Origin of the sequence: Myroides sp. DW712 (genome assembly GCF_046557355.1) — a bacterium.
Taxonomy (GTDB): domain Bacteria; phylum Bacteroidota; class Bacteroidia; order Flavobacteriales; family Flavobacteriaceae; genus Flavobacterium.
The window spans coordinates 187,729-211,034 of sequence record NZ_JBKFDO010000004.1; the positions used below are offsets into that span (position 1 = coordinate 187,729).

At 36.2% G+C, this 23,306-nt stretch carries 37 protein-coding genes; all 37 read left to right on the forward strand.

Going from position 1 to position 23,306, the window contains the following annotated elements; all coding sequences use genetic code 11:
* The first annotated feature begins 112 nt into the window (after positions 1-112).
* The 37 genes from rpsL (at position 113) to ctlX (ending at position 23,276) form a co-directional block, all read left to right on the forward strand.
* On the forward strand, positions 113-493 hold the full coding sequence (gene rpsL / locus ACLJX0_RS05050; RefSeq protein WP_002987523.1) for a 30S ribosomal protein S12: 381 nt from the start codon (positions 113-115) through the stop codon (positions 491-493).
* A 25-nt stretch (positions 494-518) separates the two neighbouring features.
* Positions 519-995: a 30S ribosomal protein S7 gene (gene rpsG, locus ACLJX0_RS05055; RefSeq protein ID WP_158962473.1), complete on the forward strand. Its 477-nt coding sequence runs from the start codon at positions 519-521 to the stop codon at positions 993-995.
* A 21-nt stretch (positions 996-1,016) separates the two neighbouring features.
* Complete coding sequence (fusA, locus tag ACLJX0_RS05060; protein ID WP_410879006.1) at positions 1,017-3,152, forward strand: elongation factor G; 2,136 nt, start codon at positions 1,017-1,019, stop codon at positions 3,150-3,152.
* A gap of 11 nt (positions 3,153-3,163) precedes the next feature.
* Positions 3,164-3,469 carry a 30S ribosomal protein S10 gene (gene rpsJ, locus ACLJX0_RS05065; protein WP_026710316.1) on the forward strand — a complete coding sequence of 102 codons (306 nt, stop codon included), beginning with the start codon at positions 3,164-3,166 and terminating at the stop codon, positions 3,467-3,469.
* 108 nt (positions 3,470-3,577) lie between these two features.
* Positions 3,578-4,195: a 50S ribosomal protein L3 gene (rplC, locus tag ACLJX0_RS05070; protein WP_410879007.1), complete on the forward strand. Its 618-nt coding sequence runs from the start codon at positions 3,578-3,580 to the stop codon at positions 4,193-4,195.
* Positions 4,195-4,824 (forward strand): 50S ribosomal protein L4, encoded by a 630-nt coding sequence (rplD, locus tag ACLJX0_RS05075; protein WP_182626743.1) that lies wholly within the window; start codon positions 4,195-4,197, stop codon positions 4,822-4,824. Before rplC ends, rplD begins: the two co-directional genes overlap by 1 nt.
* A 7-nt stretch (positions 4,825-4,831) precedes the next feature.
* Positions 4,832-5,122, forward strand: a complete 291-nt coding sequence (rplW, locus tag ACLJX0_RS05080; RefSeq protein WP_410879008.1) for a 50S ribosomal protein L23 — start codon at positions 4,832-4,834, stop codon at positions 5,120-5,122.
* Between the two features lie 6 nt (positions 5,123-5,128).
* Positions 5,129-5,953, forward strand: a complete 825-nt coding sequence (gene rplB / locus ACLJX0_RS05085) for a 50S ribosomal protein L2 (RefSeq protein WP_002987516.1) — start codon at positions 5,129-5,131, stop codon at positions 5,951-5,953.
* Positions 5,954-5,964: 11 nt separating this feature from the next.
* Entirely contained in the window at positions 5,965-6,243 is a 279-nt protein-coding gene (gene rpsS, locus ACLJX0_RS05090) for a 30S ribosomal protein S19 (protein WP_002987514.1), read from the forward strand.
* Positions 6,244-6,252: 9 nt separating this feature from the next.
* Entirely contained in the window at positions 6,253-6,663 is a 411-nt protein-coding gene (gene rplV / locus ACLJX0_RS05095) for a 50S ribosomal protein L22 (RefSeq protein ID WP_002987512.1), read from the forward strand.
* An 8-nt stretch (positions 6,664-6,671) separates the two neighbouring features.
* Positions 6,672-7,394, forward strand: a complete 723-nt coding sequence (rpsC, locus tag ACLJX0_RS05100) for a 30S ribosomal protein S3 (RefSeq protein WP_002987511.1) — start codon at positions 6,672-6,674, stop codon at positions 7,392-7,394.
* Positions 7,395-7,412: 18 nt separating this feature from the next.
* Positions 7,413-7,832, forward strand: a complete 420-nt coding sequence (gene rplP, locus ACLJX0_RS05105) for a 50S ribosomal protein L16 (protein ID WP_410879009.1) — start codon at positions 7,413-7,415, stop codon at positions 7,830-7,832.
* A gap of 12 nt (positions 7,833-7,844) precedes the next feature.
* Entirely contained in the window at positions 7,845-8,036 is a 192-nt protein-coding gene (gene rpmC, locus ACLJX0_RS05110; RefSeq protein ID WP_002987509.1) for a 50S ribosomal protein L29, read from the forward strand.
* Positions 8,037-8,053: 17 nt separating this feature from the next.
* A complete protein-coding gene (gene rpsQ / locus ACLJX0_RS05115) occupies positions 8,054-8,311 on the forward strand; it encodes a 30S ribosomal protein S17 (RefSeq protein ID WP_182626739.1) in 258 nt (85 codons plus the stop codon).
* A 2-nt stretch (positions 8,312-8,313) separates the two neighbouring features.
* Complete coding sequence (gene rplN / locus ACLJX0_RS05120; RefSeq protein WP_182647128.1) at positions 8,314-8,682, forward strand: 50S ribosomal protein L14; 369 nt, start codon at positions 8,314-8,316, stop codon at positions 8,680-8,682.
* Between the two features lie 12 nt (positions 8,683-8,694).
* Positions 8,695-9,012 (forward strand): 50S ribosomal protein L24, encoded by a 318-nt coding sequence (rplX, locus tag ACLJX0_RS05125; protein ID WP_410879010.1) that lies wholly within the window; start codon positions 8,695-8,697, stop codon positions 9,010-9,012.
* A gap of 1 nt (position 9,013) precedes the next feature.
* On the forward strand, positions 9,014-9,565 hold the full coding sequence (rplE, locus tag ACLJX0_RS05130) for a 50S ribosomal protein L5 (protein WP_410879011.1): 552 nt from the start codon (positions 9,014-9,016) through the stop codon (positions 9,563-9,565).
* A 5-nt stretch (positions 9,566-9,570) separates the two neighbouring features.
* Positions 9,571-9,840, forward strand: coding sequence for a 30S ribosomal protein S14 (gene rpsN, locus ACLJX0_RS05135; protein WP_002987503.1), 270 nt, complete (start codon positions 9,571-9,573; stop codon positions 9,838-9,840).
* A gap of 22 nt (positions 9,841-9,862) precedes the next feature.
* Positions 9,863-10,261: a 30S ribosomal protein S8 gene (gene rpsH, locus ACLJX0_RS05140; protein WP_410879012.1), complete on the forward strand. Its 399-nt coding sequence runs from the start codon at positions 9,863-9,865 to the stop codon at positions 10,259-10,261.
* Positions 10,262-10,278: 17 nt separating this feature from the next.
* Positions 10,279-10,821: a 50S ribosomal protein L6 gene (gene rplF / locus ACLJX0_RS05145; protein WP_410879013.1), complete on the forward strand. Its 543-nt coding sequence runs from the start codon at positions 10,279-10,281 to the stop codon at positions 10,819-10,821.
* Positions 10,822-10,832: 11 nt separating this feature from the next.
* Complete coding sequence (gene rplR, locus ACLJX0_RS05150; protein ID WP_060874045.1) at positions 10,833-11,183, forward strand: 50S ribosomal protein L18; 351 nt, start codon at positions 10,833-10,835, stop codon at positions 11,181-11,183.
* A gap of 6 nt (positions 11,184-11,189) precedes the next feature.
* Entirely contained in the window at positions 11,190-11,714 is a 525-nt protein-coding gene (gene rpsE, locus ACLJX0_RS05155) for a 30S ribosomal protein S5 (RefSeq protein WP_182647123.1), read from the forward strand.
* An 11-nt stretch (positions 11,715-11,725) separates the two neighbouring features.
* Complete coding sequence (gene rpmD / locus ACLJX0_RS05160; RefSeq protein WP_410879014.1) at positions 11,726-11,908, forward strand: 50S ribosomal protein L30; 183 nt, start codon at positions 11,726-11,728, stop codon at positions 11,906-11,908.
* Positions 11,909-11,920: 12 nt separating this feature from the next.
* Positions 11,921-12,373: a 50S ribosomal protein L15 gene (gene rplO / locus ACLJX0_RS05165; protein ID WP_410879015.1), complete on the forward strand. Its 453-nt coding sequence runs from the start codon at positions 11,921-11,923 to the stop codon at positions 12,371-12,373.
* A 16-nt stretch (positions 12,374-12,389) separates the two neighbouring features.
* Positions 12,390-13,736: a preprotein translocase subunit SecY gene (gene secY, locus ACLJX0_RS05170; protein ID WP_002987494.1), complete on the forward strand. Its 1,347-nt coding sequence runs from the start codon at positions 12,390-12,392 to the stop codon at positions 13,734-13,736.
* A gap of 5 nt (positions 13,737-13,741) precedes the next feature.
* Positions 13,742-13,957 carry a translation initiation factor IF-1 gene (infA, locus tag ACLJX0_RS05175; protein WP_002987492.1) on the forward strand — a complete coding sequence of 72 codons (216 nt, stop codon included), beginning with the start codon at positions 13,742-13,744 and terminating at the stop codon, positions 13,955-13,957.
* Positions 13,958-13,970: 13 nt separating this feature from the next.
* Entirely contained in the window at positions 13,971-14,087 is a 117-nt protein-coding gene (gene ykgO, locus ACLJX0_RS05180) for a type B 50S ribosomal protein L36 (protein ID WP_002987490.1), read from the forward strand.
* 2 nt (positions 14,088-14,089) lie between these two features.
* The gene (rpsM, locus tag ACLJX0_RS05185; protein WP_410879016.1) at positions 14,090-14,464 is read left to right on the forward strand and encodes a 30S ribosomal protein S13; all 375 of its coding nucleotides are present in this window, start codon (positions 14,090-14,092) and stop codon (positions 14,462-14,464) included.
* A gap of 11 nt (positions 14,465-14,475) precedes the next feature.
* A complete protein-coding gene (gene rpsK / locus ACLJX0_RS05190; protein ID WP_158962485.1) occupies positions 14,476-14,859 on the forward strand; it encodes a 30S ribosomal protein S11 in 384 nt (127 codons plus the stop codon).
* A gap of 84 nt (positions 14,860-14,943) precedes the next feature.
* A complete protein-coding gene (rpsD, locus tag ACLJX0_RS05195) occupies positions 14,944-15,549 on the forward strand; it encodes a 30S ribosomal protein S4 (RefSeq protein ID WP_002987483.1) in 606 nt (201 codons plus the stop codon).
* Positions 15,550-15,574: 25 nt separating this feature from the next.
* Entirely contained in the window at positions 15,575-16,567 is a 993-nt protein-coding gene (locus ACLJX0_RS05200) for a DNA-directed RNA polymerase subunit alpha (protein WP_182647120.1), read from the forward strand.
* 33 nt (positions 16,568-16,600) lie between these two features.
* Positions 16,601-17,080, forward strand: a complete 480-nt coding sequence (rplQ, locus tag ACLJX0_RS05205; protein ID WP_182647119.1) for a 50S ribosomal protein L17 — start codon at positions 16,601-16,603, stop codon at positions 17,078-17,080.
* A gap of 101 nt (positions 17,081-17,181) precedes the next feature.
* Entirely contained in the window at positions 17,182-18,288 is a 1,107-nt protein-coding gene (gene carA / locus ACLJX0_RS05210; protein ID WP_410879017.1) for a glutamine-hydrolyzing carbamoyl-phosphate synthase small subunit, read from the forward strand.
* A 110-nt stretch (positions 18,289-18,398) separates the two neighbouring features.
* Complete coding sequence (gene eno / locus ACLJX0_RS05215) at positions 18,399-19,688, forward strand: phosphopyruvate hydratase (protein ID WP_410879018.1); 1,290 nt, start codon at positions 18,399-18,401, stop codon at positions 19,686-19,688.
* A 287-nt stretch (positions 19,689-19,975) separates the two neighbouring features.
* A complete protein-coding gene (locus ACLJX0_RS05220) occupies positions 19,976-21,262 on the forward strand; it encodes a citrate synthase (protein WP_410879019.1) in 1,287 nt (428 codons plus the stop codon).
* Between the two features lie 153 nt (positions 21,263-21,415).
* Positions 21,416-22,330: a dimethylarginine dimethylaminohydrolase family protein gene (locus tag ACLJX0_RS05225; RefSeq protein ID WP_410879020.1), complete on the forward strand. Its 915-nt coding sequence runs from the start codon at positions 21,416-21,418 to the stop codon at positions 22,328-22,330.
* Between the two features lie 10 nt (positions 22,331-22,340).
* The gene (ctlX, locus tag ACLJX0_RS05230; RefSeq protein ID WP_410879021.1) at positions 22,341-23,276 is read left to right on the forward strand and encodes a citrulline utilization hydrolase CtlX; all 936 of its coding nucleotides are present in this window, start codon (positions 22,341-22,343) and stop codon (positions 23,274-23,276) included.
* Positions 23,277-23,306: the final 30 nt, after the last annotated feature.

Consider the following 23,306-nt stretch of genomic DNA (forward strand, 5'->3'; position numbering starts at 1 on the left):
AAATTACTTGAAAATTAATTAATTGTCTTTTGAAAAAAGAAAAAAACTTTCTACATTTGCAACCCCGTATATAGTGGGGAATAATATATTGTAGAAATTATTAATAAACATTATGCCAACAATTCAACAATTAGTAAGAACAGGGAGAACCCAATTAACTAAGAAGAGTAAATCGGTTGCTTTGGATTCTTGTCCTCAAAGAAGAGGAGTTTGTACGCGTGTTTATACTACTACACCTAAAAAACCTAACTCTGCAATGCGTAAAGTTGCAAGGGTACGTTTGACAAATGGTAATGAAGTAAACGCTTACATCCCAGGAGAAGGACACAATTTACAAGAGCACTCGATAGTATTAGTTAGAGGAGGAAGGGTAAAAGATTTGCCAGGTGTTAGATACCACATCGTACGTGGGGCTTTGGATACTGCTGGAGTAAACGGTAGAACTCAAAGAAGATCTAAATATGGTGCAAAACGCCCTAAAGACAAAAAATAATCGTTTAAACGTTTAAGAAAAAGACATGAGAAAAAGACAGGCGAAAAAGAGACCTCTTTTACCAGATCCGAAATTTAATGATCAATTAGTGACGCGTTTTGTTAATAACTTAATGTGGGACGGTAAGAAGTCTACGGCTTTTAAAGTATTTTATGATGCTTTAGCAATCGTTGAAGAGAAAAAACAAGATGAGGAGAAAACTTCATTAGAGATCTGGAAAGATGCTTTAACTAACGTTATGCCGCACGTAGAGGTTCGTTCTCGTCGTGTTGGTGGGGCAACATTCCAAATCCCTATGCAAATTCGTCCAGATAGAAAAATTTCTATGGCAATGAAGTGGATGATTTTGTATGCGAGAAGAAGAAATGAGAAATCTATGGCTGCAAGATTAGCTTCTGAAATTTTAGCTGCTGCTAAAGAAGAAGGTGCTGCAGTTAAAAAGAGAATGGATACGCACAAAATGGCTGAAGCTAATAAGGCGTTCTCTCACTTTAGATTTTAATCCATACAGAAAAATTATACAATGGCAAGAGATTTAAAATATACAAGAAATATTGGTATCGCTGCTCACATCGATGCTGGTAAAACAACTACTACAGAACGTATTTTGTTCTATACAGGTAAAAACCATAAAATGGGAGAAACACACGAAGGTTCTTCTACAATGGACTGGATGGAGCAAGAGGCGGAAAGAGGTATTACTATTACTTCAGCAGCGACTACTTGTACTTGGAATTTCCCAACTAAACAAGGTGAAAAGATCGCTGAGTCTATGGAGTACCACTTCAATATTATTGATACTCCGGGACACGTTGACTTTACAGTTGAGGTAAACCGTTCTTTACGTGTATTAGATGGATTAGTATTCTTATTTAGTGCAGTTGATGGTGTTGAACCACAATCTGAAACGAACTGGAGATTAGCTGATAATTACAAAGTTCCTCGTATGGGATTCGTTAATAAAATGGACCGTCAAGGAGCTAACTTCTTAGCAGTATGTCAACAAGTGAAAGATATGTTGAAATCAAACGCAGTGCCAATCGTTTTACCAATTGGTGATGAAGCAGATTTCAAAGGTATCGTTGACTTAGTGAAAAACCGCGCAATCGTATGGCATGATGAAAATCACGGATCTACGTTTGACGTTGTGGAGATTCCAGCGGATATGGTTGCTGATGTTAAACAATACAGAGGTCAATTAATCGAGGAGATCGCGGCTTATGACGAAAATCTTCTTGAAAAATATATGGAAGATGAAAACTCAATTACTGAGGACGAAATCCATAGAGCATTACGTGCTGCTACATTAGATATGAGCATCATCCCAATGTCTTGTGGTTCATCTTTCAAAAATAAAGGGGTTCAGTTTATGTTGGATGCTGTTTGTCGTTACTTACCTTCTCCAATGGATAAGGAGGCTATCGAAGGAACAAATCCTGATACTGAAGAACCAGTTGTGCGTAAGCCGTCAGTTTCTGAGCCGTTTGCTGCATTAGCATTTAAAATTGCCACCGATCCTTTCGTAGGACGTTTGGCTTTCTTTAGAGCTTATTCAGGACACTTAGATGCTGGTTCTTATGTATTGAACACGCGTTCTGGAAACAAAGAGCGTATTTCTCGTATCTACCAAATGCACGCGAACAAACAAAATCCAATCGAATATATTGAGGCTGGAGATATTGGAGCGGCTGTAGGATTTAAGGATATCAAAACTGGAGATACATTATGTGATGAAAAACACCCAATTGTATTAGAAAGTATGGATTTCCCTGATCCAGTTATCGGTATCGCTATTGAGCCGAAAACAAAAGCGGATATGGATAAAATGGGGACTGCTTTAGCTAAATTATCTGAAGAGGATCCAACGTTTACTGTAAAAACAGATAAAGCTTCTGGGCAAACAGTAATCTCTGGTATGGGAGAGTTACACTTAGATGTGTTAATCGACCGTATGAGACGTGAATTCAAAGTTGAAGTGAACCAAGGGGAGCCTCAAGTTGAATACAAAGAAACACTTACTCGTGATGCACAACACAGAGAAGCTTATAAAAAGCAATCAGGTGGACGTGGTAAATTCGCGGATATCGTGTTTAAAATTGGACCTGCTGATGATGTGGATGGAAAACCATTCGTTGGATTGCAGTTCGTAAATGAGGTGAAAGGTGGTAACGTACCAAAAGAATATATTCCTTCTGTAGAAAAAGGATTCAAAGAAGCGATGAAACAAGGGCCTTTAGCAGGTTTCGAAATGGATTCGATGAAAGTAACTTTAACAGATGGTTCATACCACGCGGTTGACTCGGATGCTTTATCGTTCGAATTAGCAGCGAAAATGGGTTACAAAGCTGCTGCTAAAGCTGCTGGTGCTGTAATTCTTGAGCCTATCATGAAATTAGAGGTATTGACTCCTGAAGAAAACATGGGTGATATCGTTGGGGATTTGAACCGTCGTCGTGGACAAATCAACAGTATGGATGATAGAAATGGAGCAAAAGTGGTTAAAGCTTCTGTGCCATTATCAGAAATGTTCGGATATGTAACTACATTGAGAACATTGTCATCAGGTAGAGCTACTTCTACAATGGAGTTCTCTCACTATGCTGAAACACCATCAAACATTTCAGAGGCTGTAATCACTAAAGCAAAAGGAAACGCTTAATTTTCGAGAAAATGAGTCAAAAAATCAGAATAAAATTAAAATCTTACGATCATATGTTGGTTGATAAATCAGCAGAGAAAATCGTAAAAACTGTAAAAAGTACAGGTGCAGTAGTAACAGGTCCAATTCCGTTACCAACTCATAAAAAAATCTTTACTGTTTTACGTTCACCACACGTAAACAAAAAAGCTAGAGAGCAATTTGAAGTTAGTTCTTACAAAAGATTGTTAGATATTTATTCTTCTTCTTCTAAAACAATTGATGCTTTAATGAAATTAGAGTTACCAAGCGGTGTAGAAGTTGAGATTAAAGTGTGATAATCTGAAAGCAATTTCAAACTAAAAAATAGAATAAGTATTAGCGTAGTTATATACGCTAATGCTTCATTCTTTTAAATAAGTTTCAAATAATTTAATTAAATATTTATGTCTGGGTTAATTGGTAAAAAAATCGGCATGACTAGTATTTTCGACGAAAATGGAAAAAACATTCCATGTACAGTAATCGAAGTTGGTCCATGTGTCGTTACCCAAGTCAGAACCAATGAGGTTGACGGGTATGAAGCGTTACAACTTGGTTTCGATGACAAGACAGAGAAACACGCTACTAAAGCTGAGTTAGGTCACTTTAAGAAAGCGGGAACATCTGCTAAGAGAAAAGTCGTTGAAATCAAAGAATTCGAAGGAGAGTACAAATTAGGTGATGTTATCACGGTTGATTTGTTTCTTGAAGGAGAATATGTAGACGTTCAAGGTGTATCTAAAGGAAAAGGTTTCCAAGGGGTTGTTAAACGTCATGGATTTGGCGGAGTAGGTCAAGTTACTCACGGTCAAAAAAACCGTTTAAGAGCACCAGGTTCTGTAGGGGCTTCTTCTTATCCATCTAGAGTATTCAAAGGAATGCGCATGGCAGGAAGAACTGGAGGAGAAAATGTAACAGTACAAAATCTTAGAGTTTTAAAAGTAGTGGCTGATAAGAACCTACTTGTTGTAAAAGGAGCTATTCCAGGACACAAAAACTCTTATGTAATCATTCAGAAGTAATGGAAGTAAAAGTTTTAGATATTACAGGGAAAGATACTGGAAGAAAAGTTGAACTTTTAGATTCAGTATTCGGAATTGAGCCAAATAATCACGCAGTATACCTTGATGTTAAGCAATATTTAGCAAACCAAAGACAAGGAACGCACAAAGCAAAAGAAAGAGCTGAGATTGCTGGAAGTACGCGCAAGATTAAGAAGCAAAAAGGAACTGGAACGGCAAGAGCAGGTAGCATCAAGTCACCAGTATTCAGAGGAGGAGGAAGAATCTTCGGGCCAAGACCAAGAAACTACTCGTTCAAATTGAATAAGAACTTAAAACGCTTAGCTCGAAAATCAGCGTTTTCAATTAAGGTTCGCGAAGAGAACTTAATCGTTTTAGAAAACTTCAACTTTGAAGCTCCAAGTACTAAGAATTTCATTAGTGTATTGAAAGCTTTAGGGTTAGAAAATAAAAAATCTCTATTTGTGTTGGGTGAATCAAATAAAAATGTATATTTGTCATCACGCAATTTAGAGAAGGCTGCTGTTGTAACTAACTCAGAATTAAGTACTTACGCGATTTTAAATGCGGGAAGCTTAGTCTTGACAGAGGGATCTGTGGCTGGAATTGTTGAAAATTTAAGCAAATAATAAGAACATGAGTGTTTTAATTAAGCCTATAATTACAGAAAAAGTAACAAAAGACGGTGAAGTTTTTGGCCGTTATGGTTTCGTAGTTGATAGAAGAGCGAACAAAATTGAGATCAAAAAAGCAGTAGAAGCTACTTATGGTGTTAGTGTTGTTAACGTGAATACTATGAACTATGGCGCTAAGCGTTCTGTTAAGTATACAAAAAGCGGTATGATTAACGCTAAAACTAATGCTTTCAAAAAAGCAATAGTTGAATTGAAAGAAGGAGATAATATAGACTTTTATTCAAATATCTAATAAATAATGTCAGTTAGAAAATTAAAACCTATTACCCCAGGTCAGCGTTTTAGAGTTGTAAATAGTTTTGACGCTATAACAACTGATAAGCCGGAGCGTAGTTTACTAGCACCGAAAAAAAAATCTGGAGGTAGAAATAGTCAAGGAAAAATGACCATGCGCTACACAGGTGGTGGTCATAAACAAAGATATCGTATCATCGATTTCAAAAGAACAAAAGAAGGAGTTCCTGCAATTGTTAAAACAATCGAGTATGATCCAAACCGTTCAGCATTTATTTCATTACTTGCTTATGCGGATGGAGCTAAAACATACGTTATCGCACAAGCTGGTCTTAAAGTTGGACAAACTGTAGTTTCAGGACCAGATGCATCACCTGAAGTAGGGAATGCAATGCCTTTAAGTAAAATTCCTTTAGGAACTGTTATTTCTTGTATCGAACTACGTCCTGGTCAAGGAGCAGTAATTGCTCGTTCAGCTGGTACTTTCGCTCAATTAGTAGCAAGAGATGGTAAGTATGCAACAATTAAAATGCCTTCTGGTGAGGTGCGTTTGATTTTGTTAACTTGTATGGCTACTATTGGAGCTGTATCGAACCACGATCACCAATTAATCGTTTCTGGTAAAGCGGGTAGATCTAGATGGTTAGGTAGAAGACCTAGAACAAGAGCTGTAGCAATGAACCCGGTAGATCACCCAATGGGAGGTGGAGAAGGTCGTTCTTCTGGAGGACATCCACGTTCAAGAAACGGGATGCCTGCTAAAGGTTATAGAACTCGTTCTAAAGTTAAGTCGAGTAACAAGTATATCGTTGAACGTAGAAAGAAATAAAAGAGTAAGACATGGCACGTTCGTTAAAAAAAGGACCTTATGTTCACTTTAAGTTAGAGAAGAAAGTTCTTAAAAATGTAGAGTCTGGAAATAAAGCTGTTATCAAAACTTGGTCAAGAGCTTCTATGATTACTCCAGATTTCGTTGGACAGACTATCGCAGTACATAATGGTCGTCAATTTGTTCCTGTATATGTAACAGAGAACATGGTTGGACACAAGTTAGGGGAATTTTCACCAACAAGATCGTTTAGAGGTCACGCTGGTGCAAAGAATAAAGGTAAAAAATAATAAGAAGCTATGGGAGTTCGTAAAAGAGAAAGAGCTGAGCAAATTAAAGAAGCTAATAAGCAAGTTGCTTTTGCCAAGCTAAACAATTGCCCTACTTCTCCAAGAAAGATGCGCTTAGTAGCGGATTTAGTAAGAGGACAGAAAGTAGAAAAAGCTCTAAATATATTGAAATTCAGCACAAAAGATGCTTCTCGTAACTTAGAGAAATTACTTTTGTCTGCAATTGCAAACTGGCAAGCAAAAAACAGCGAAGAAAACATGGAAGAAGCTGGACTTTTTGTGAAAGAAATTAGAGTAGATGGAGGAATGATGTTGAAAAGACTTCGTCCTGCACCTCAAGGAAGAGCACACAGAATAAGAAAACGTTCTAATCACGTGACAATCGTATTAGGATCTAATAATAACACACAAAGCAATTAATAAACAGTATGGGACAAAAAACTAATCCGATCGGGAATCGCCTTGGTATTATTAGAGGATGGGACTCAAACTGGTATGGTGGAAATGATTACGGTGACAAAATCGCCGAGGATCACAAAATCAGAAAGTATATCCATGCTCGTTTATCAAAAGCTAGTGTATCAAAAGTAATCATTGAGAGAACTTTGAAACTTGTAACCGTTACTATCACTACTGCTAGACCTGGTATCATTATCGGAAAAGGTGGGCAAGAGGTAGACAAGTTGAAAGAGGAATTGAAAAAGATTACAGATAAGGAAGTTCAAATCAATATCTTTGAAATTAAAAGACCTGAACTTGATGCGTTTTTAGTGGCTGCTAGTATCGCGCGTCAAATTGAAAACAGAATTTCTTACCGTAGAGCTATCCGTATGGCTATTGGTGCTGCGATGAGAATGAATGCTGAGGGAATCAAAGTAATGATTTCTGGTCGTTTGAATGGTGCTGAAATGGCACGTTCAGAATCATTCAAAGAAGGAAGAATTCCATTATCTACTTTCAGAGCTGACATCGATTATGCACTTGCTGAAGCTCATACTACTTACGGTAGAATGGGAATTAAAGTGTGGATCATGAAAGGTGAGGTTTACGGTAAAAGAGATCTTTCTCCGTTAGCTGGTATGGATAAAAAACAATCCAAATCTCCAGCAGGATCTAGTAAAGGTAGACCTAACCAACGCAAAAGAAAGTAATTTTTAAACTGAAGAAAAATGTTACAGCCTAAAAGAACAAAATACCGTAAGGTACAGAAAGGTAAGATGAAAGGGATTTCCCAAAGAGGGCATGAACTTTCAAATGGGATGTTCGGAATTAAATCTTTAGATTCAGCTTTCATTACTTCTCGTCAAATCGAGGCTGCGCGTATCGCTGCAACTCGTTTCATGAAACGTGAAGGACAATTGTGGATCAAGATTTTCCCAGACAAACCAATCACTAAGAAGCCTCTTGAAGTGCGTATGGGTAAAGGTAAAGGTGCAGTAGAATACTGGGTTGCTGTGGTAAAACCAGGAAAAATAATGTTTGAAGTTGGTGGTGTGCCACTAGCTGTAGCGAAAGAAGCTTTACGCTTAGCTGCTCAAAAACTTCCTGTGAAAACAAAATTTATAATTGCTAGAGATTTCGAAGCATAATAGAAATTTATCATGAAACAATCTGAAATAGTAAACCTATCTGTAGCTGATTTACAAGAGCAATTAAAAGAATTGACTAACGCATTAAATAGCTTAAAAGCTACTCACGCAATTTCTCCTATCGAGAACCCTCTTCAAATCAGAAAGGTGAGAAGAACAATTGCAAGAGTGAATACTGAGCTAAGCAAAAGAGAGTTACAATAATTGTATTCTGCTGAAAGATGGAAAATAGAAAAGAAAGAAAAGAAAGAATAGGTGTTGTTACTAGTAACAAAATGGAGAAATCTATTGTTGTTTCTGAAGTAAAAAAAGTAAAACACCCGTTATATGGAAAGTTCGTGAAACAGACTAAAAAGTATGTGGCTCACGACGAAACGAACGACTGCAACATTGGTGATACAGTTAGAATTATGGAGACTCGTCCATTATCTAAATCAAAATGTTGGAGATTAGTAGAAATCATTGAAAGAGCGAAATAATTATGGTACAACAAGAATCTAGACTTAAAGTAGCAGATAACACGGGAGCAAAAGAAGTTTTGACAATCCGTGTGTTAGGTGGAACTAAGCGTCGTTACGCTTCAGTAGGAGACAAAATTGTAGTAAGTATCAAAGACGCAACTCCAAATGGAAGTGTGAAAAAAGGTGCTGTTTCTACTGCTGTAGTTGTCCGCACTAAAAAAGAGGTTAGAAGAGCTGATGGATCATACATTAGATTCGATGATAACGCTTGCGTATTGTTAAATGCTGCAGGTGAAATGAAAGGAACTCGTGTTTTTGGACCAGTAGCAAGAGAACTTCGTGAAAAACAATTCATGAAAATTGTATCATTAGCACCTGAGGTGTTGTAATTCGTTCTAAACATGATGAAGCTAAAGATTAAAACAGGAGATACTGTACGTGTTATCGCTGGAGATCACAAAGGATCAGAAGGAAAAATCGTACGTATCTTACGCGAAAAAAACAAAGCTATTGTTGAAGGGGTAAACATCATTTCTAAGCATGTTAAGCCTAGTGCTACTAACCCTCAAGGTGGAATTGTTAAAAAAGAGGCTCCTATCCACATTTCTAATTTAGCGATCGTAGATCCTAAAACAAATGAGACTACGAAAGTAGCAATCCAAAGAAATGAAAATGGAAAAAATGTAAGAGTTTCTAAAAAATCAAATCAAGTATTATAGTATGGCTTATATACCAAGACTTAAAGAAGAATATAAAAGCAGAGTGATCTCTGCTCTTAAAGAGGAGTTTGGATACAAGAACATTATGCAAGTTCCTAAACTTGAGAAAATTGTTGTTAGCCGTGGTGTAGGTGCAGCTGTATCTGATAAAAAATTAGTTGATTACGCAGTTGAGGAATTAACTAAAATTACAGGACAAAAAGCAGTAGCTACTATTTCTAAGAAAGACGTTGCTTCTTTCAAATTGAGAAAAGGTATGCCGATCGGAGCTAAAGTTACGCTACGTGGAGAAAGAATGTATGAATTCTTAGATCGTTTGGTTACTTCAGCTTTACCACGAGTGAGAGATTTCTCTGGTATTAAATCTGATGGATTCGACGGTAGAGGAAATTATAACTTAGGTGTAACTGAGCAAATTATTTTCCCTGAAATCAATATTGATAAAGTAAACAAAATCGCTGGTTTCGATATTACGTTTGTGACATCTGCTGAAACAGATAAAGAAGCAAAATCGTTATTAGCTGAATTAGGATTACCTTTTAAAAAGAATTAAGAGTTATGGCTAAAGAATCAATGAAAGCCCGTGAGGTTAAAAGACAAGCATTAGTAGCTAAATACGCAGACAAAAGAAAAGCTCTTTTAGAAGCAGGTGACTACGAAGGGTTACAAAAATTACCTAAAAATGCTTCTCCTGTACGTTTACACAACAGATGTAAATTAACTGGAAGACCTAGAGGGTATATGCGTCAATTCGGTATTTCTCGTGTTACTTTCCGTGAGATGGCTAACCAAGGGTTGATACCAGGAGTTAAAAAGGCAAGTTGGTAATTAAGATTTAAAGGTAAAAACAATGTATACAGATCCAATAGCAGATTTCCTGACAAGAATTAGAAATGCTGTGCGTGCAAACCACAAAGTGGTAGAGATCCCAGCATCTAACTTCAAAAAAGAAATCACGAAAATTTTATTCGATCAAGGATATATCTTAAGCTATAAATTTGATGATACTACCGTTCAAGGTACAATCAAAATAGCTTTGAAATACGATAAAGACACAAAAGAGTCTGTGATTAGAGATATCCAAAGAATTAGTAAACCAGGTTTGCGTAAATACGCTTCTGCAACTGACCTTCCAAGAATCTTAAATGGTTTAGGAATTGCAATCGTTTCTACATCAAAAGGATTGATGACTGGGAAACAAGCAAAACAACTAAATGTTGGTGGCGAAGTAGTTTGTTACGTATACTAATTTAAAAAGACTAAGAAATGTCAAGAATAGGAAAAAGTCCGATAGCAATTCCTGCTGGTGTAACAGTTGATGTTCAAGAAGGCGTTATTGTTGTTAAAGGTAAATTAGGAGAGCTTACTCAGAAATTCGATACAGTTAGTGTTAAAGTAGAAGATAATCAAGTGATTGTTGAAAGATCATCTGACGATAAAGATGAAAGAGCAAAACACGGATTGTTTCGTAGCTTGATTAACAATATGATTACTGGTGTTTCTGAAGGATTTACAATCACTTTAGAGTTTGTAGGGGTAGGTTACCGTGCTGCAAACCAAGGGCAAAAGCTAGACTTAGCTTTAGGATTCTCTCACAATATCGTGTTGGAAGTTGCTCCTGAAGTCGTAGTAGAAACAATATCAGAAAAAGGGAAAAACCCTCTAGTAAAATTAACTTCTCATGACAAACAATTAGTAGGTCAAGTAGCTGCAAAAATCCGTTCTTTCCGTAAGCCAGAGCCTTACAAAGGAAAAGGTATCAAGTTTGTAGGTGAGGAATTAAGAAGAAAAGCAGGTAAATCAGCTTAAAAATTAAGACTATGTCATTAACAAAATCTGAAAGAAGACAACGTATAAAGTTCAGAATTAGAAAGACTGTTAGCGGAACTCCTGCTAGAACTAGACTTTCTGTATTCAGAAGTAATAAAGAAATCTATGCACAAATCATAGATGACGTAAATGGAGTAACTTTAGTGTCAGCATCGTCAAGAGAAGCTGGGATAACAAGAGGAACCAATGTTGAAACTGCTGCATCGGTTGGAAAACTAATCGCAGAGAAAGCTTTAAAAGCAGGTATTGAAACTGTATCTTTTGATAGAAACGGTTATTTATACCACGGACGTGTTAAATCATTAGCAGACGGCGCTAGAGAAGCTGGATTAAAATTCTAATTAGTTATGTATCAAAATTATAAAAACGTAGAATTTGTAAAACCAAGCGGTCTTGATTTAAAAGATCGTTTGGTTAGTGTAAACCGTGTTACTAAAGTAACAAAAGGGGGAAGAGCTTTTGGTTTTTCTGCTGTTGTTGTTGTAGGTGACGAAAACGGTGTAGTGGGTCACGGTTTAGGTAAATCTAAAGATGTATCTGAAGCTATTGCTAAAGCAGTAGAGGATGCTAAGAAAAACTTAGTTAAAATTCCATTAAACGGACATACTATTCCGCACGAACAAAAAGGAAAATTCAGTGGAGCGCGTGTATTGTTGATGCCAGCATCATTAGGTACGGGAGTTATTGCTGGAGGTTCAGTGAGAGCGGTAGTAGAAGCTGTAGGAATTACAGATTTATTATCTAAATCTCAAGGTTCTTCGAATCCACATAACGTGGTGAAAGCTACTTTCGATGCTTTATTACGATTAAGAAGTGCTTCTACAGTTGCAAAACAAAGAGGAATTTCTTTAGAAAAAGTATTTAAAGGTTAATTTGAAAGATTATGTCGAAAATCAAAATAAAACAAGTAAAAAGCCAAATCAAATGTCCTCTTAACCAAAAGAGAACATTAGAGGCTTTAGGACTTCGTAAAATTGGGATGGTAGTTGAACATGAAGCTTCTACTGCAATTTTAGGAATGGTAAATAAAGTTCAACACTTAGTTTCTGTAGAAGAAATTAAATAATATTCGCAATAGATGAATTTAAGTAATTTACAACCAGCAAACGGTTCAGTACACAACCAAAACAAACGTGTTGGTCGTGGTGAAGGTTCTGGAAAAGGAGGAACTTCTACAAAAGGACATAAAGGTGCTAAATCACGTTCAGGTTATTCGAAAAAGATCGGATTTGAAGGAGGGCAAATGCCACTTCAAAGACGTGTACCTAAATTCGGTTTCAAAAACATTAACAGAGTTGAGTACGCTGTAATTAACTTAGACGCTTTACAAGGTCTTGTTGATAGCGGAAAAGTAACTGATACTGTAGATTTTTCTCAATTAGTTGATTTAGGATTAGCTACTAAAAACAGTTTAGTTAAGGTTTTAGGACGTGGAGAGCTAAAAGCAAAATTAAAAGTTTCTGCTCATAAATTTTCAGCTTCTGCCCAAGCAGCTATCGAAGCAGCAGGAGGAGAAGTTGTAACGTTATAAAATCTTAGTGAACAGGATGAAGAAGTTTTTTGAAACATTAGCCAGTATCTGGAAAATTGAAGAGTTAAAAAATAAAATCTTAATCACATTAGGACTATTACTTGTGTACCGTTTCGGTACGCAAGTAACTCTACCAGGTATTGATGCAACGAAATTGCAAGCGTTGACAGATCAAACAGATCAAGGAATTGGTTGGTTAATTAACGTTTTTACAGGTGGTGCGTTTGCACAAGCATCTGTTTTTGCTTTAGGTATTATGCCTTACATTTCTGCTTCCATTGTGGTGCAACTGATGGGAATTGCGGTTCCTTATCTGCAAAAATTACAAAATGATGGAGAAAGCGGTAGAAAGAAAATGAATCAAATTACAAGATGGTTAACTATTGGTATTACCTTGCTACAAGGACCGAGTTACATCTATAACTTGTATGTGCAATTGCCATCAGATGCATTTTTGCTAGGTTTTAATTCTTTCTCATTCTTGTTTTCTTCAGTAATGATTCTAACTGCCGGAACTATCTTTGCCATGTGGTTAGGAGAAAAAATTACTGATAAAGGGATTGGAAATGGTATTTCGTTATTAATTATGGTTGGAATTATTGCAAGACTACCAATGTCTTTCATCCAAGAATTCCAATCACGTATTACAGAAAATAACGGAGGACCAATGTTAGTTGTTATTGAAGTAATTTTATGGTTATTGATTATCGTAGCTTGTATCTATTTGACATTAGCAGTACGAAGAATTCCAGTGCAATACGCACGTAGAAGTGCTTCTGGAACGTATGATCAATCCATGTTAGGAGGAAACCGTCAGTGGATTCCTTTGAAACTAAATGCATCAGGAGTTATGCCAATTATTTTCGCGCAAGCGATCATGTTTGTGCCTGCTGCTGTAGCTGGTTTATCAACTTCGGATACTGCAAAATCAATTAGTAATACATTCCATAATGTATTTGGTTGGGAGTATAATTTACTTTTTGCTTTATTAATCATTATTTTTACGTACTTTTACACCGCGATTACAGTACCTACTAATAAAATGGCAGACGACTTGAAGCGAAGTGGTGGTTTTATTCCAGGGGTTAAGCCTGGTTCTGAAACTGCAGATTTCTTAGATAGAATTATGTCATTAATCACTTTCCCTGGTTCTCTTTACCTTGCTATCATTGCTGTTTTCCCAGCAATTATCGTAAGTATCTTAGGAGTGCAACAAGGATGGGCGATGTTTTATGGTGGTACATCACTATTAATTATGGTGAGCGTTGTAATTGATACAATCCAACAAGTTAATTCATACTTATTGAACAAACAGTACGATAGTATGATGACAAGTGGTAAAAATAGAAGAGCGACAGCTTAAATTTTATGGCAAAACAATCAGCAATAGAACAAGACGGAGCAATAATCGAAGCATTGTCTAATGCAATGTTCCGTGTAGAATTAGAAAATGGTCACGTTGTTATCGCGCACATCTCAGGTAAAATGCGTATGCACTACATTAAGTTGTTGCCTGGTGATAGAGTGAAACTGGAAATGAGTCCTTATGACTTGACCAAAGCAAGAATTACTTATAGATATTAAAGAGGCTATTAAAATGAAAGTAAGAGCATCAGTTAAAAAAAGAAGTGCCGAGTGCATCATAGTACGTAGAAAAGGTAGACTTTACGTTATTAATAAAAAGAATCCTAGATTTAAACAAAGACAAGGATAATTATGGCAAGAATCGCAGGGGTAGACATACCTAAATACAAAAGAGGAGTTATTGCTTTAACTTACATCTTCGGAATTGGTTCTAGTAGAGCCAAAGAAATTTTAGCAGCAGCTAAAGTAGATGAAGATAAGAAAGTACAAGATTGGAATGATGACGAGATCGGAGCAATCCGTGAAGCAGTTGGTCAATTCAAAATTGAAGGTGAATTACGTTCAGAGATTTCTTTAAACATCAAACGTTTAATGGATATCGGATGTTACAGAGGTATCCGTCACAGAATCGGACTTCCTTTGAGAGGACAACGAACGAAAAATAACTCGAGAACGAGAAAAGGTAAAAGAAAAACTGTTGCTAACAAGAAAAAAGCAACTAAATAATAAGTAGTAATATGGCTAAAGCGAATACAAAAAAGCGTAAAGTTGTTGTAGAAACAACAGGTGAAGCTCATATTAATGCAACATTCAACAATATCATTATTTCTTTGACTAACAAGAAAGGTGAAGTAATCTCTTGGTCATCTGCAGGTAAAATGGGATTCAGAGGTTCTAAAAAGAACACTCCGTATGCTGCTCAGATGGCTGCTGAAGATTGTGGTAGAGTTGCACTTGAGGCAGGATTGAAAAAAGTAAAAGTTTATGTTAAAGGTCCTGGAAACGGAAGAGAATCTGCAATCAGATCTTTACATAATGGTGGAATCGAAGTAACCGAGATTATCGATATTACTCCAATGCCACACAACGGATGTCGTCCTCCTAAGAGAAGAAGAGTTTAATTTATAGTATAACCAAAGGTAGGATAGATTATCGGAGGAAAGTGACCTGAATTCATAATCCCTACCTTTTTTTTATTTTGAAAAATGGCAAGATATACTGGTCCACAAACAAAAATCGCTCGTAAATTCGGCGAAGCTATTTTCGGAGATGATAAATCATTCGAAAAAAGAAACTACCCTCCAGGACAACATGGATTAGCAAAAAAGAGAGCTAAAAAATCTGAGTACGCGATCCAGTTAATGGAAAAACAAAAAGCAAAATACACATACGGTATCTTAGAAAAGCAATTCCGTAATATTTACAAGAAAGCTGCGGCTGCTCGTGGAGTTACTGGTGAGGTATTGATTCAATTGTGTGAATCGAGATTAGATAACGTAGTTTACAGAATGGGAATTGCTCCATCTCGTAGAGCTGCACGTCAAGTAGTTTCTCATAGACATATCACAGTAAATGGTGAAGTAGTGAATATTCCTTCTTACCAATTGAAAGCTGGTGATAAAGTTGCTGTTCGTGAAAAATCTAAGTCTTTAGAAGTTATCGAACGTTCGTTATCTAATTCTAGTTCTGTTTACGAATGGATTACTTGGAATCCTGAAACTTTAGAAGGTACTTTCGTTGCTGTGCCTCAAAGACTTCAAGTTCCAGAAAACATCAAAGAACAGTTAATCGTAGAGTTGTACAACAAATAATAATTGACATTCAGTCGAAACAAATATGGCAATATTTAATTTTCAAAAGCCCGATAAAGTTATCATGATTGATTCGACCGATTTTAGAGGTAAATTCGAATTTAGACCTTTAGAACCGGGATATGGATTGACTATTGGTAATGCATTGAGAAGAGTACTTCTGTCTTCGTTAGAGGGGTATGCTATTACTTCAGTACGTATCGAAGGAGTTGATCACGAATTTTCTACTATCGCAGGTGTTGTTGAGGATGTTACTGAAATTATCCTTAACCTTAAGCAAGTGCGTTTCAAACGTCAGGTAGAAGATGTAGATAATGAATCTGTAAGTATCACTTTTTCTGGGAAAGAACAAATGACAGCTGGTGATTTCCAGAAGTTTATTTCTAATTTCCAAGTATTAAATCCGGAGTTAGTTATCTTTAATTGTGAAAGCAGTGTAAGTATTACAATGGATTTAACCATCGAAAAGGGAAGAGGTTATGTGGCTGCAGAGGAAAATAGAAAACCTAATGCACCAATTGGAACAATCTTCACAGATTCGATTTATACTCCAGTTAAGAACGTTAAGTATGCTATAGAAAATTACCGTGTGGAACAAAAAACAGACTACGAAAAGTTGGTTTTTGATATCATTACAGACGGTTCTATTCATCCAAAAGACGCCTTAACAGAAGCAGCTAAAACATTGATTCATCATTTTATGCTGTTCTCAGACGAGAGAATTACTTTAGAGGCTGATGAAATTGCTCAAACTGAATCATACGATGAAGAATCATTGCATATGAGACAGCTTCTAAAAACTAAATTGGTAGATTTAGATCTTTCAGTTCGAGCGTTAAATTGTTTAAAGGCGGCTGAAGTAGATACATTAGGAGATTTAGTATCTTTCAACAAAAATGATTTGATGAAATTCAGAAACTTCGGGAAGAAGTCTCTTTCTGAATTAGAAGAATTAGTGGCTGTGAAAGGATTAAATTTTGGTATGGATCTATCAAAATACAAATTAGATAAAGAATAATCTAGACCGCTAAAGTCTAAATTCGATAACGCAATGAGACACGGAAAAAAAATAAATCACTTAGGTAGAAAAGCTGGACATAGAAATTCTATGTTAGCTAATATGGCTTGTTCTTTGATTGAGCACAAGCGTATCAATACTACTGTAGCTAAAGCAAAAGCATTAAAACAATATATTGAACCATTAGTAACTAAAGCTAAAACAGATGATACACATAATCGTCGTGTTGTTTTCTCTTACCTGAGAAGCAAAGAAGCTGTTACTGAATTGTTCAGAGAGGTTGCTCAAAAAGTTGGTGATCGTCCAGGTGGATACACTCGTATCATCAAGTTAGGTAACCGTTTAGGGGATAACGCTGATATGGCTATGATTGAGTTCGTTGACTTCAACGAAATCTACAATGTAGCGAAGAAAGAAGCTAAGAAAACCACTCGTAGAGGGAAGAAAAAAGCTGAAACTGTTGACGCTCCTCAAGCTGAAGCTACTACAACTGAAACAGAAACAAATGAATAATCATTCATTATATATGTTTTCATTATAAAATTAAAAGGACATTCTTTTTAGAATGTCCTTTTTTTTGCTTTATTTTTGCATCACTACAATACAACTTACACATGGAATATAAAAGAAAGGAAGACGGTATCATTGTTTTAGCTGATGGCACCGTTTTTTATGGAAAATCAATTGGTATTAAAGGAACAGCTTTTGGTGAAATCTGTTTTAATACGGGAATGACAGGCTATCAAGAAGTGTTTACGGATCCGTCATATTATGGACAAATTATGCTTTCAACGAATCCACATATCGGAAACTACGGAGTGAATGAAGACGAAGTAGATTCGGATGGAATTAAAATCGCTGGATTAGTATGTAAGAACTTTAGCTACGAGTATTCTCGTGTTGACGCAAGTGGTAGTCTTTATGATTATTTTGAAGCACATCAATTAGTCGCTATTTCGGATGTGGATACAAGAGCCTTGACCGCTTATATCCGTGACAACGGCGCTATGAATGCGGTTTTGAGTACAGATGGTAAATCGGTTGATGAATTAAAAGCCTTGTTAAAAGAAGTGCCTTCTATGGAAGGTTTAGAGCTTTCTTCTGTAGTTTCTACCAAAGAACCATATTTTTATGGAAATCCAGAAAGCAAATACCGCGTATCTGTATTAGATTTAGGAATTAAAACAAATATCTTGCGTTGTCTTGCGGAACGCGATTGCTATATCCAAGTATTTCCATACAATAGTTCATACGAAGCATTACTTTCTTTTCATCCAAATGGTATTTTCCTATCAAATGGACCTGGGGATCCACAAGCTTTAGCGGATAAAGGGGTACTGGCTGTGGTAAAAGAAGTAGTTGAGGGAGATTTACCTGTATTTGGGATCTGTTTAGGACACCAATTAATTTGTTTGTCTCAAGGAGTTGGTACGTACAAGATGTTCAGTGGACACCGTGGAGTAAATCACCCCGTATTAAATGTACTGACAGGAAAAGGTGAAATCACGTCTCAAAACCACGGATTTGCTGTGAGTAAAGAAGCATTGACAAATCATCCCACGCTAGAAATATCCCATTTACATTTAAATGATCAGACAGTTGCTGGAGTGCGTATGAAAAATAAGGATGTTTTTTCGGTTCAATACCACCCAGAGTCAAGTCCTGGACCACACGATTCACGATACTTATTCGACGATTTTGTATCGAATATGAGTAAATAAAAAAAGTTGCTTTTAGCGCTAAAAGCTTTGAAAAAGTAAAATACACAACAAGGATTATAGACAAGTTAATTCAACGGGTCTGTAGTCGATTAATAATACACACTTTAATTATGAGTACAATTTTAAGCGTTCACGCACGTCAGATTTTAGATTCTAGAGGTAATCCAACTGTTGAAGTTGATGTAATTACAAGTAATGGAAGTTTAGGAAGAGCGGCTGTTCCATCAGGAGCTTCTACTGGAGAGCACGAAGCTGTCGAATTGAGAGATGGTGGAAAAGCCTTTATGGGTAAAGGTGTTTTAAAGGCAGTTGAAAACGTGAACACGACAATTGCTGAGCATATTATTGGTTTAAGCGTATTTGAACAAAACTATATTGATCAGTTGATGATTGATTTAGATGGTACGGAAAATAAAGGAAATTTGGGTGCTAACGCAATTTTAGGAGTTTCTTTGGCTGTAGCAAAAGCCGCAGCTGCTGAATTGGGGATGCCTTTATATCGCTATGTAGGTGGGGGTTCTGCTAATACGCTGCCTGTACCAATGATGAATATTATTAATGGAGGGTCTCACTCTGATGCTCCTATTGCTTTTCAAGAATTCATGATTATGCCTGTGAAAGCAATTACGTTTTCACATGCCATGCAAATGGGAACAGAGATTTTTCATCACTTGAAAAAAGTATTACACGACAGACAATTGAGTACTGCTGTAGGAGATGAAGGAGGATTTGCCCCAACGTTAAAAGGAACAGAGGATGCTTTAGATTCAATTAAGGTAGCAGTAGAAAATGCTGGATATCGTTTTGGTGATGAAATCATGTTGGCCTTAGATTGTGCGGCTTCTGAATTCTATGTAAACGGAAAATATGATTATACGAAGTTTGAAGGTAATTTAGGAAAAGTGCGCTCTTCTCAAGAACAAGCGGATTATTTAGCAGAATTAAGCGCTAAATATCCAATTATCTCTATTGAAGACGGAATGCAAGAAGATGATTGGGAAGGATGGAAGTACCTAACGGATAGAATTGGAGATAAGGTACAACTAGTAGGAGATGATTTATTTGTAACAAATGTTACGCGTTTAGAACGTGGAATCAACGAAGGTATTGGTAATTCTATTCTAATTAAGGTCAATCAGATTGGTACATTGACAGAGACGATTGCAGCTGTTAATATGGCAAAAAACGCAGGATATACGTCAGTTATGTCACATCGTTCTGGAGAGACAGAAGATAGTACAATTGCAGATTTGGCAGTGGCTTTGAACTGTGGTCAGATAAAAACTGGTTCGGCTTCTCGTTCAGATCGAATGGCTAAGTACAACCAATTGCTTCGTATTGAGGAAGAATTGGGAGATGTAGCATATTATCCACAAGAAAAAGCATTTAAAATCAACTAATTTTATTGATTTAATAAAAAAGCCCCAACTTATGATGTTGGGGCTTTTTTTGTAAAAAAACTAGTTATTTATTATTTTTTTAATAGTATATTGTAGATTGAAATACTATAGTTTACAACAAGATATTTTTATGTAAATAGTATTGAAAATGTTGTGAATCAATGATTATTATTAGCTTTTATCGCTTGTATGTAAGCATAATATTTCATATCTTTCCAACTGCAAAAAAACAGTTTATATGTTTTTAGTGTATAAATAAAAACTAAAGAAAAATAAAAAATAACAATATGTCTAAAACAGCTTTTATAGAAGTTGATGGTCAAAGACACGAACTCCCAGTATTAGTTGGTACTGAAAATGAAGTAGCAATTGATATCTTAAAATTACGTGCATTAACAGGGGCTATCACTTTAGATCCAGGGTATAAAAATTCTGGTTCATGCCAAAGTGCAATTACTTTCTTAGATGGAGAACAAGGAATTTTAAGATATAGAGGCTATTCAATCGAGGACCTTGCTGATAAATCTAACTTTTTAGAAGTTTCTTATTTAATTATTTTCGGAGAGTTACCAACGCAAGAACAATTAACTCAGTTTGAAAAAGATATTCGCAAGTATTCGTTAGTGAACGAAGAAATGAAGAATATTATCGATGGCTTCCCGAAAACAGCACACCCAATGGGCGTGTTAGCTTCTCTAACTAGTGCTTTAACTGCTTTTAATCCAAAAGTGGTTGACGCAGATTGTGAGAAGAGTTTATACGAAGCTGTTTGTAAAACAATGAGTAAGTTCTTAGTTATCGCAACTTGGACGTATAGAAAAGCAAAAGGATATCCATTAAATTACTACAACAACACCAAAAGTTATGTAGATAATTTCATGAACTTGATGTTTGCTTTGCCAACAGAACCATACGAAATCGATCCGATTATTAAAAATGCAATAGATAAGCTATTTATCTTACACGCAGATCACGAACAAAACTGTTCAACTGCAACAGTAAGAATGGTTGGTTCGTCTCATGCAGGTTTGTTTGCTTCAATTTCAGCAGGAGTTTCAGCGCTTTGGGGGCCTCTTCATGGTGGTGCAAACCAAGCGGTATTGGAAATGTTAGAAGCTATTCAAAATGATGGTGGAGATGTTGAAAAATACATCAACAAAGCAAAAGATAAAGATGATCCATTCCGTTTAATGGGATTCGGTCACCGCGTATATAAAAATTTCGATCCAAGAGCGCGTATCATTAAGAAAGCAGCAGATGAAGTTTTAGCAAAATTAGGCGTAGATGATCCTGTTTTAGATATCGCTAAACAACTAGAAGCAGCAGCATTAAAAGATCCGTATTTCGTAGATCGTCACTTATATCCAAACGTAGATTTCTATTCTGGAATCATTTACAGAGCCTTAGGTATCCCAACAGAAATGTTTACAGTAATGTTTGCTATTGGTCGCTTACCAGGATGGATTGCGCAATGGAAAGAAATGAGAATCAACAAAGAGCCTATCGGACGCCCACGTCAATTGTACGTTGGAGAACCATTGAGAAGTTTTGTTTCAATGAACGAAAGAAAATAATAAAAAAGGAGATGAGTTGTCATCTCCTTTTTTTTGTTTATGGTGTACAGTTTACGGTGTACTGTTTACAAGTGTGCGCATCACCATTTACTACCACCCACCCATAAAAAATAAAAAAGGTTTTATTATATTTGTGCAAAATGACAGCATATTATGTTACAATTAAATGTAAAAAATGAAACCTCACGTTTGCGGGCTGTGGTCCTTGGCACTGCCGTAAGTAATGGACCCACACCTACAATAGAAGAAGCCTATGATCCAAAATCATTAGAGCATATTAAAGCCGGAACTTATCCTGTTGAAGCAGATATGATTCGCGAAATGGAAGCCTTTAATCAAGTATTTGAAAAATATGAGGTAAAGGTATTTCGACCTGAAATTATCGAAGATTACAACCAAATTTTTACTCGTGATATTGGATTCGTTATCGATAATAAATTCATCAAAGCCAACATACTTCCCGATCGAGATAGAGAATTAACCGCTATAAACTACGTTTTAGACCAAATTAATCCCAGCGATATTATATCCGCACCAGAGGAAATTCATTTCGAAGGTGGTGATGTAATGTTGTGGAATGATTATATTTTTATTGGATCTTATAAACGACCAGATTACCGCAACTATATTACGGCTCGTACCAATGAATTAGGAGTTGAATTTATCCGCGAATTATTCCCCAATAAAATAGTCAAGAGCTTCGATTTAGTAAAATCCAAAGTAGAACCAAGAGATAATGCCTTACATTTAGACTGTTGTTTTCAACCTGTAGGCGTAGATAAAGCAATTATTTACAAAGGTGGCTTTTATGATGAGAAGGAATATCAATATTTAGTTGATATCTTTGGTGAAGCTAATTTGTTCCAAATTACAAGAGAAGAGATGTATCATATGAATTCAAATATCTTCTCTATTGCTCCAGATGTAGTTGTTTCGGAGCGAAATTTTACGCGACTGAATAATTGGTTGAGAAACCATAATATAACGGTAGAAGAAATTCCATACGCTGAAATTGCTAAGCAAGAAGGTTTATTGCGATGCTCGACTCTACCTCTAATTAGAGATTAATTTTACTAGTATGAAACAGATTACAAACAATATTCTGATGATTCGTCCTGTTGCTTTTCGTATGAATGAGCAAACAGCAGTGAATAACTATTATCAAAAGATAGTAGATAATTTAACACCCGCAACGGTGAATGCAAAAGCACAACAAGAGTTTGATGCTTTTGTGGAAAAATTACGTGCAGTAGGTGTACATGTTACTGTAATAGAGGATACGGTAGATCCAGATACACCAGATAGTATTTTCCCAAACAACTGGATTTCTTTTCACGAATCAGGAGATGTTGTTTTGTATCCGATGTTCGCTGAAAACCGTAGATTAGAAAGACGCGAAGATATTTTAGATGTTCTAGAAGAACAAGGATTTGTGATTAATGATATCTGGGACTATACCTCTGCAGAAGAGGATGATTTATTCTTAGAGGGAACTGGAAATTTGTTGCTAGACCGAACCAATGAAATTGCTTACTGTGCCTTATCTCCACGTGCAGACGAAGGCTTAGTGATTGAGTTTTGTGAAGACTTTGAAATGAATCCAGTGATTTTTGAAGCCTTTCAAACTGTAGATGGAGTGCGTAAAAATATTTATCACACCAATGTGATGATGTGTTTAGGAGATACTTTTGCAGTTATTTGTGCGGATACCATTGACGATAAACAAGAACGGAAAATTGTTCTGAATCACTTAAAAGAATCGGGTAAAGAAGTAGTCTTGATTACAGAAGAGCAAGTCAATAACTTTGCAGGTAATATGTTACAAGTTGTAGGAGCAAATGATATGAAATATTTGATTATGTCTACACAAGCGTATAACAGCTTGACCGATAACCAGATTAAAACGCTAGAAAAACACGCAACAATTTTACATAGTAGCTTGGATACTATCGAAGCTTGCGGTGGAGGAAGTGCAAGATGTATGATGGCTGAAGTGTTCTTGCCTAAAAACTAGAAGCTCAGCGTATAATATACAAAGCGAAGT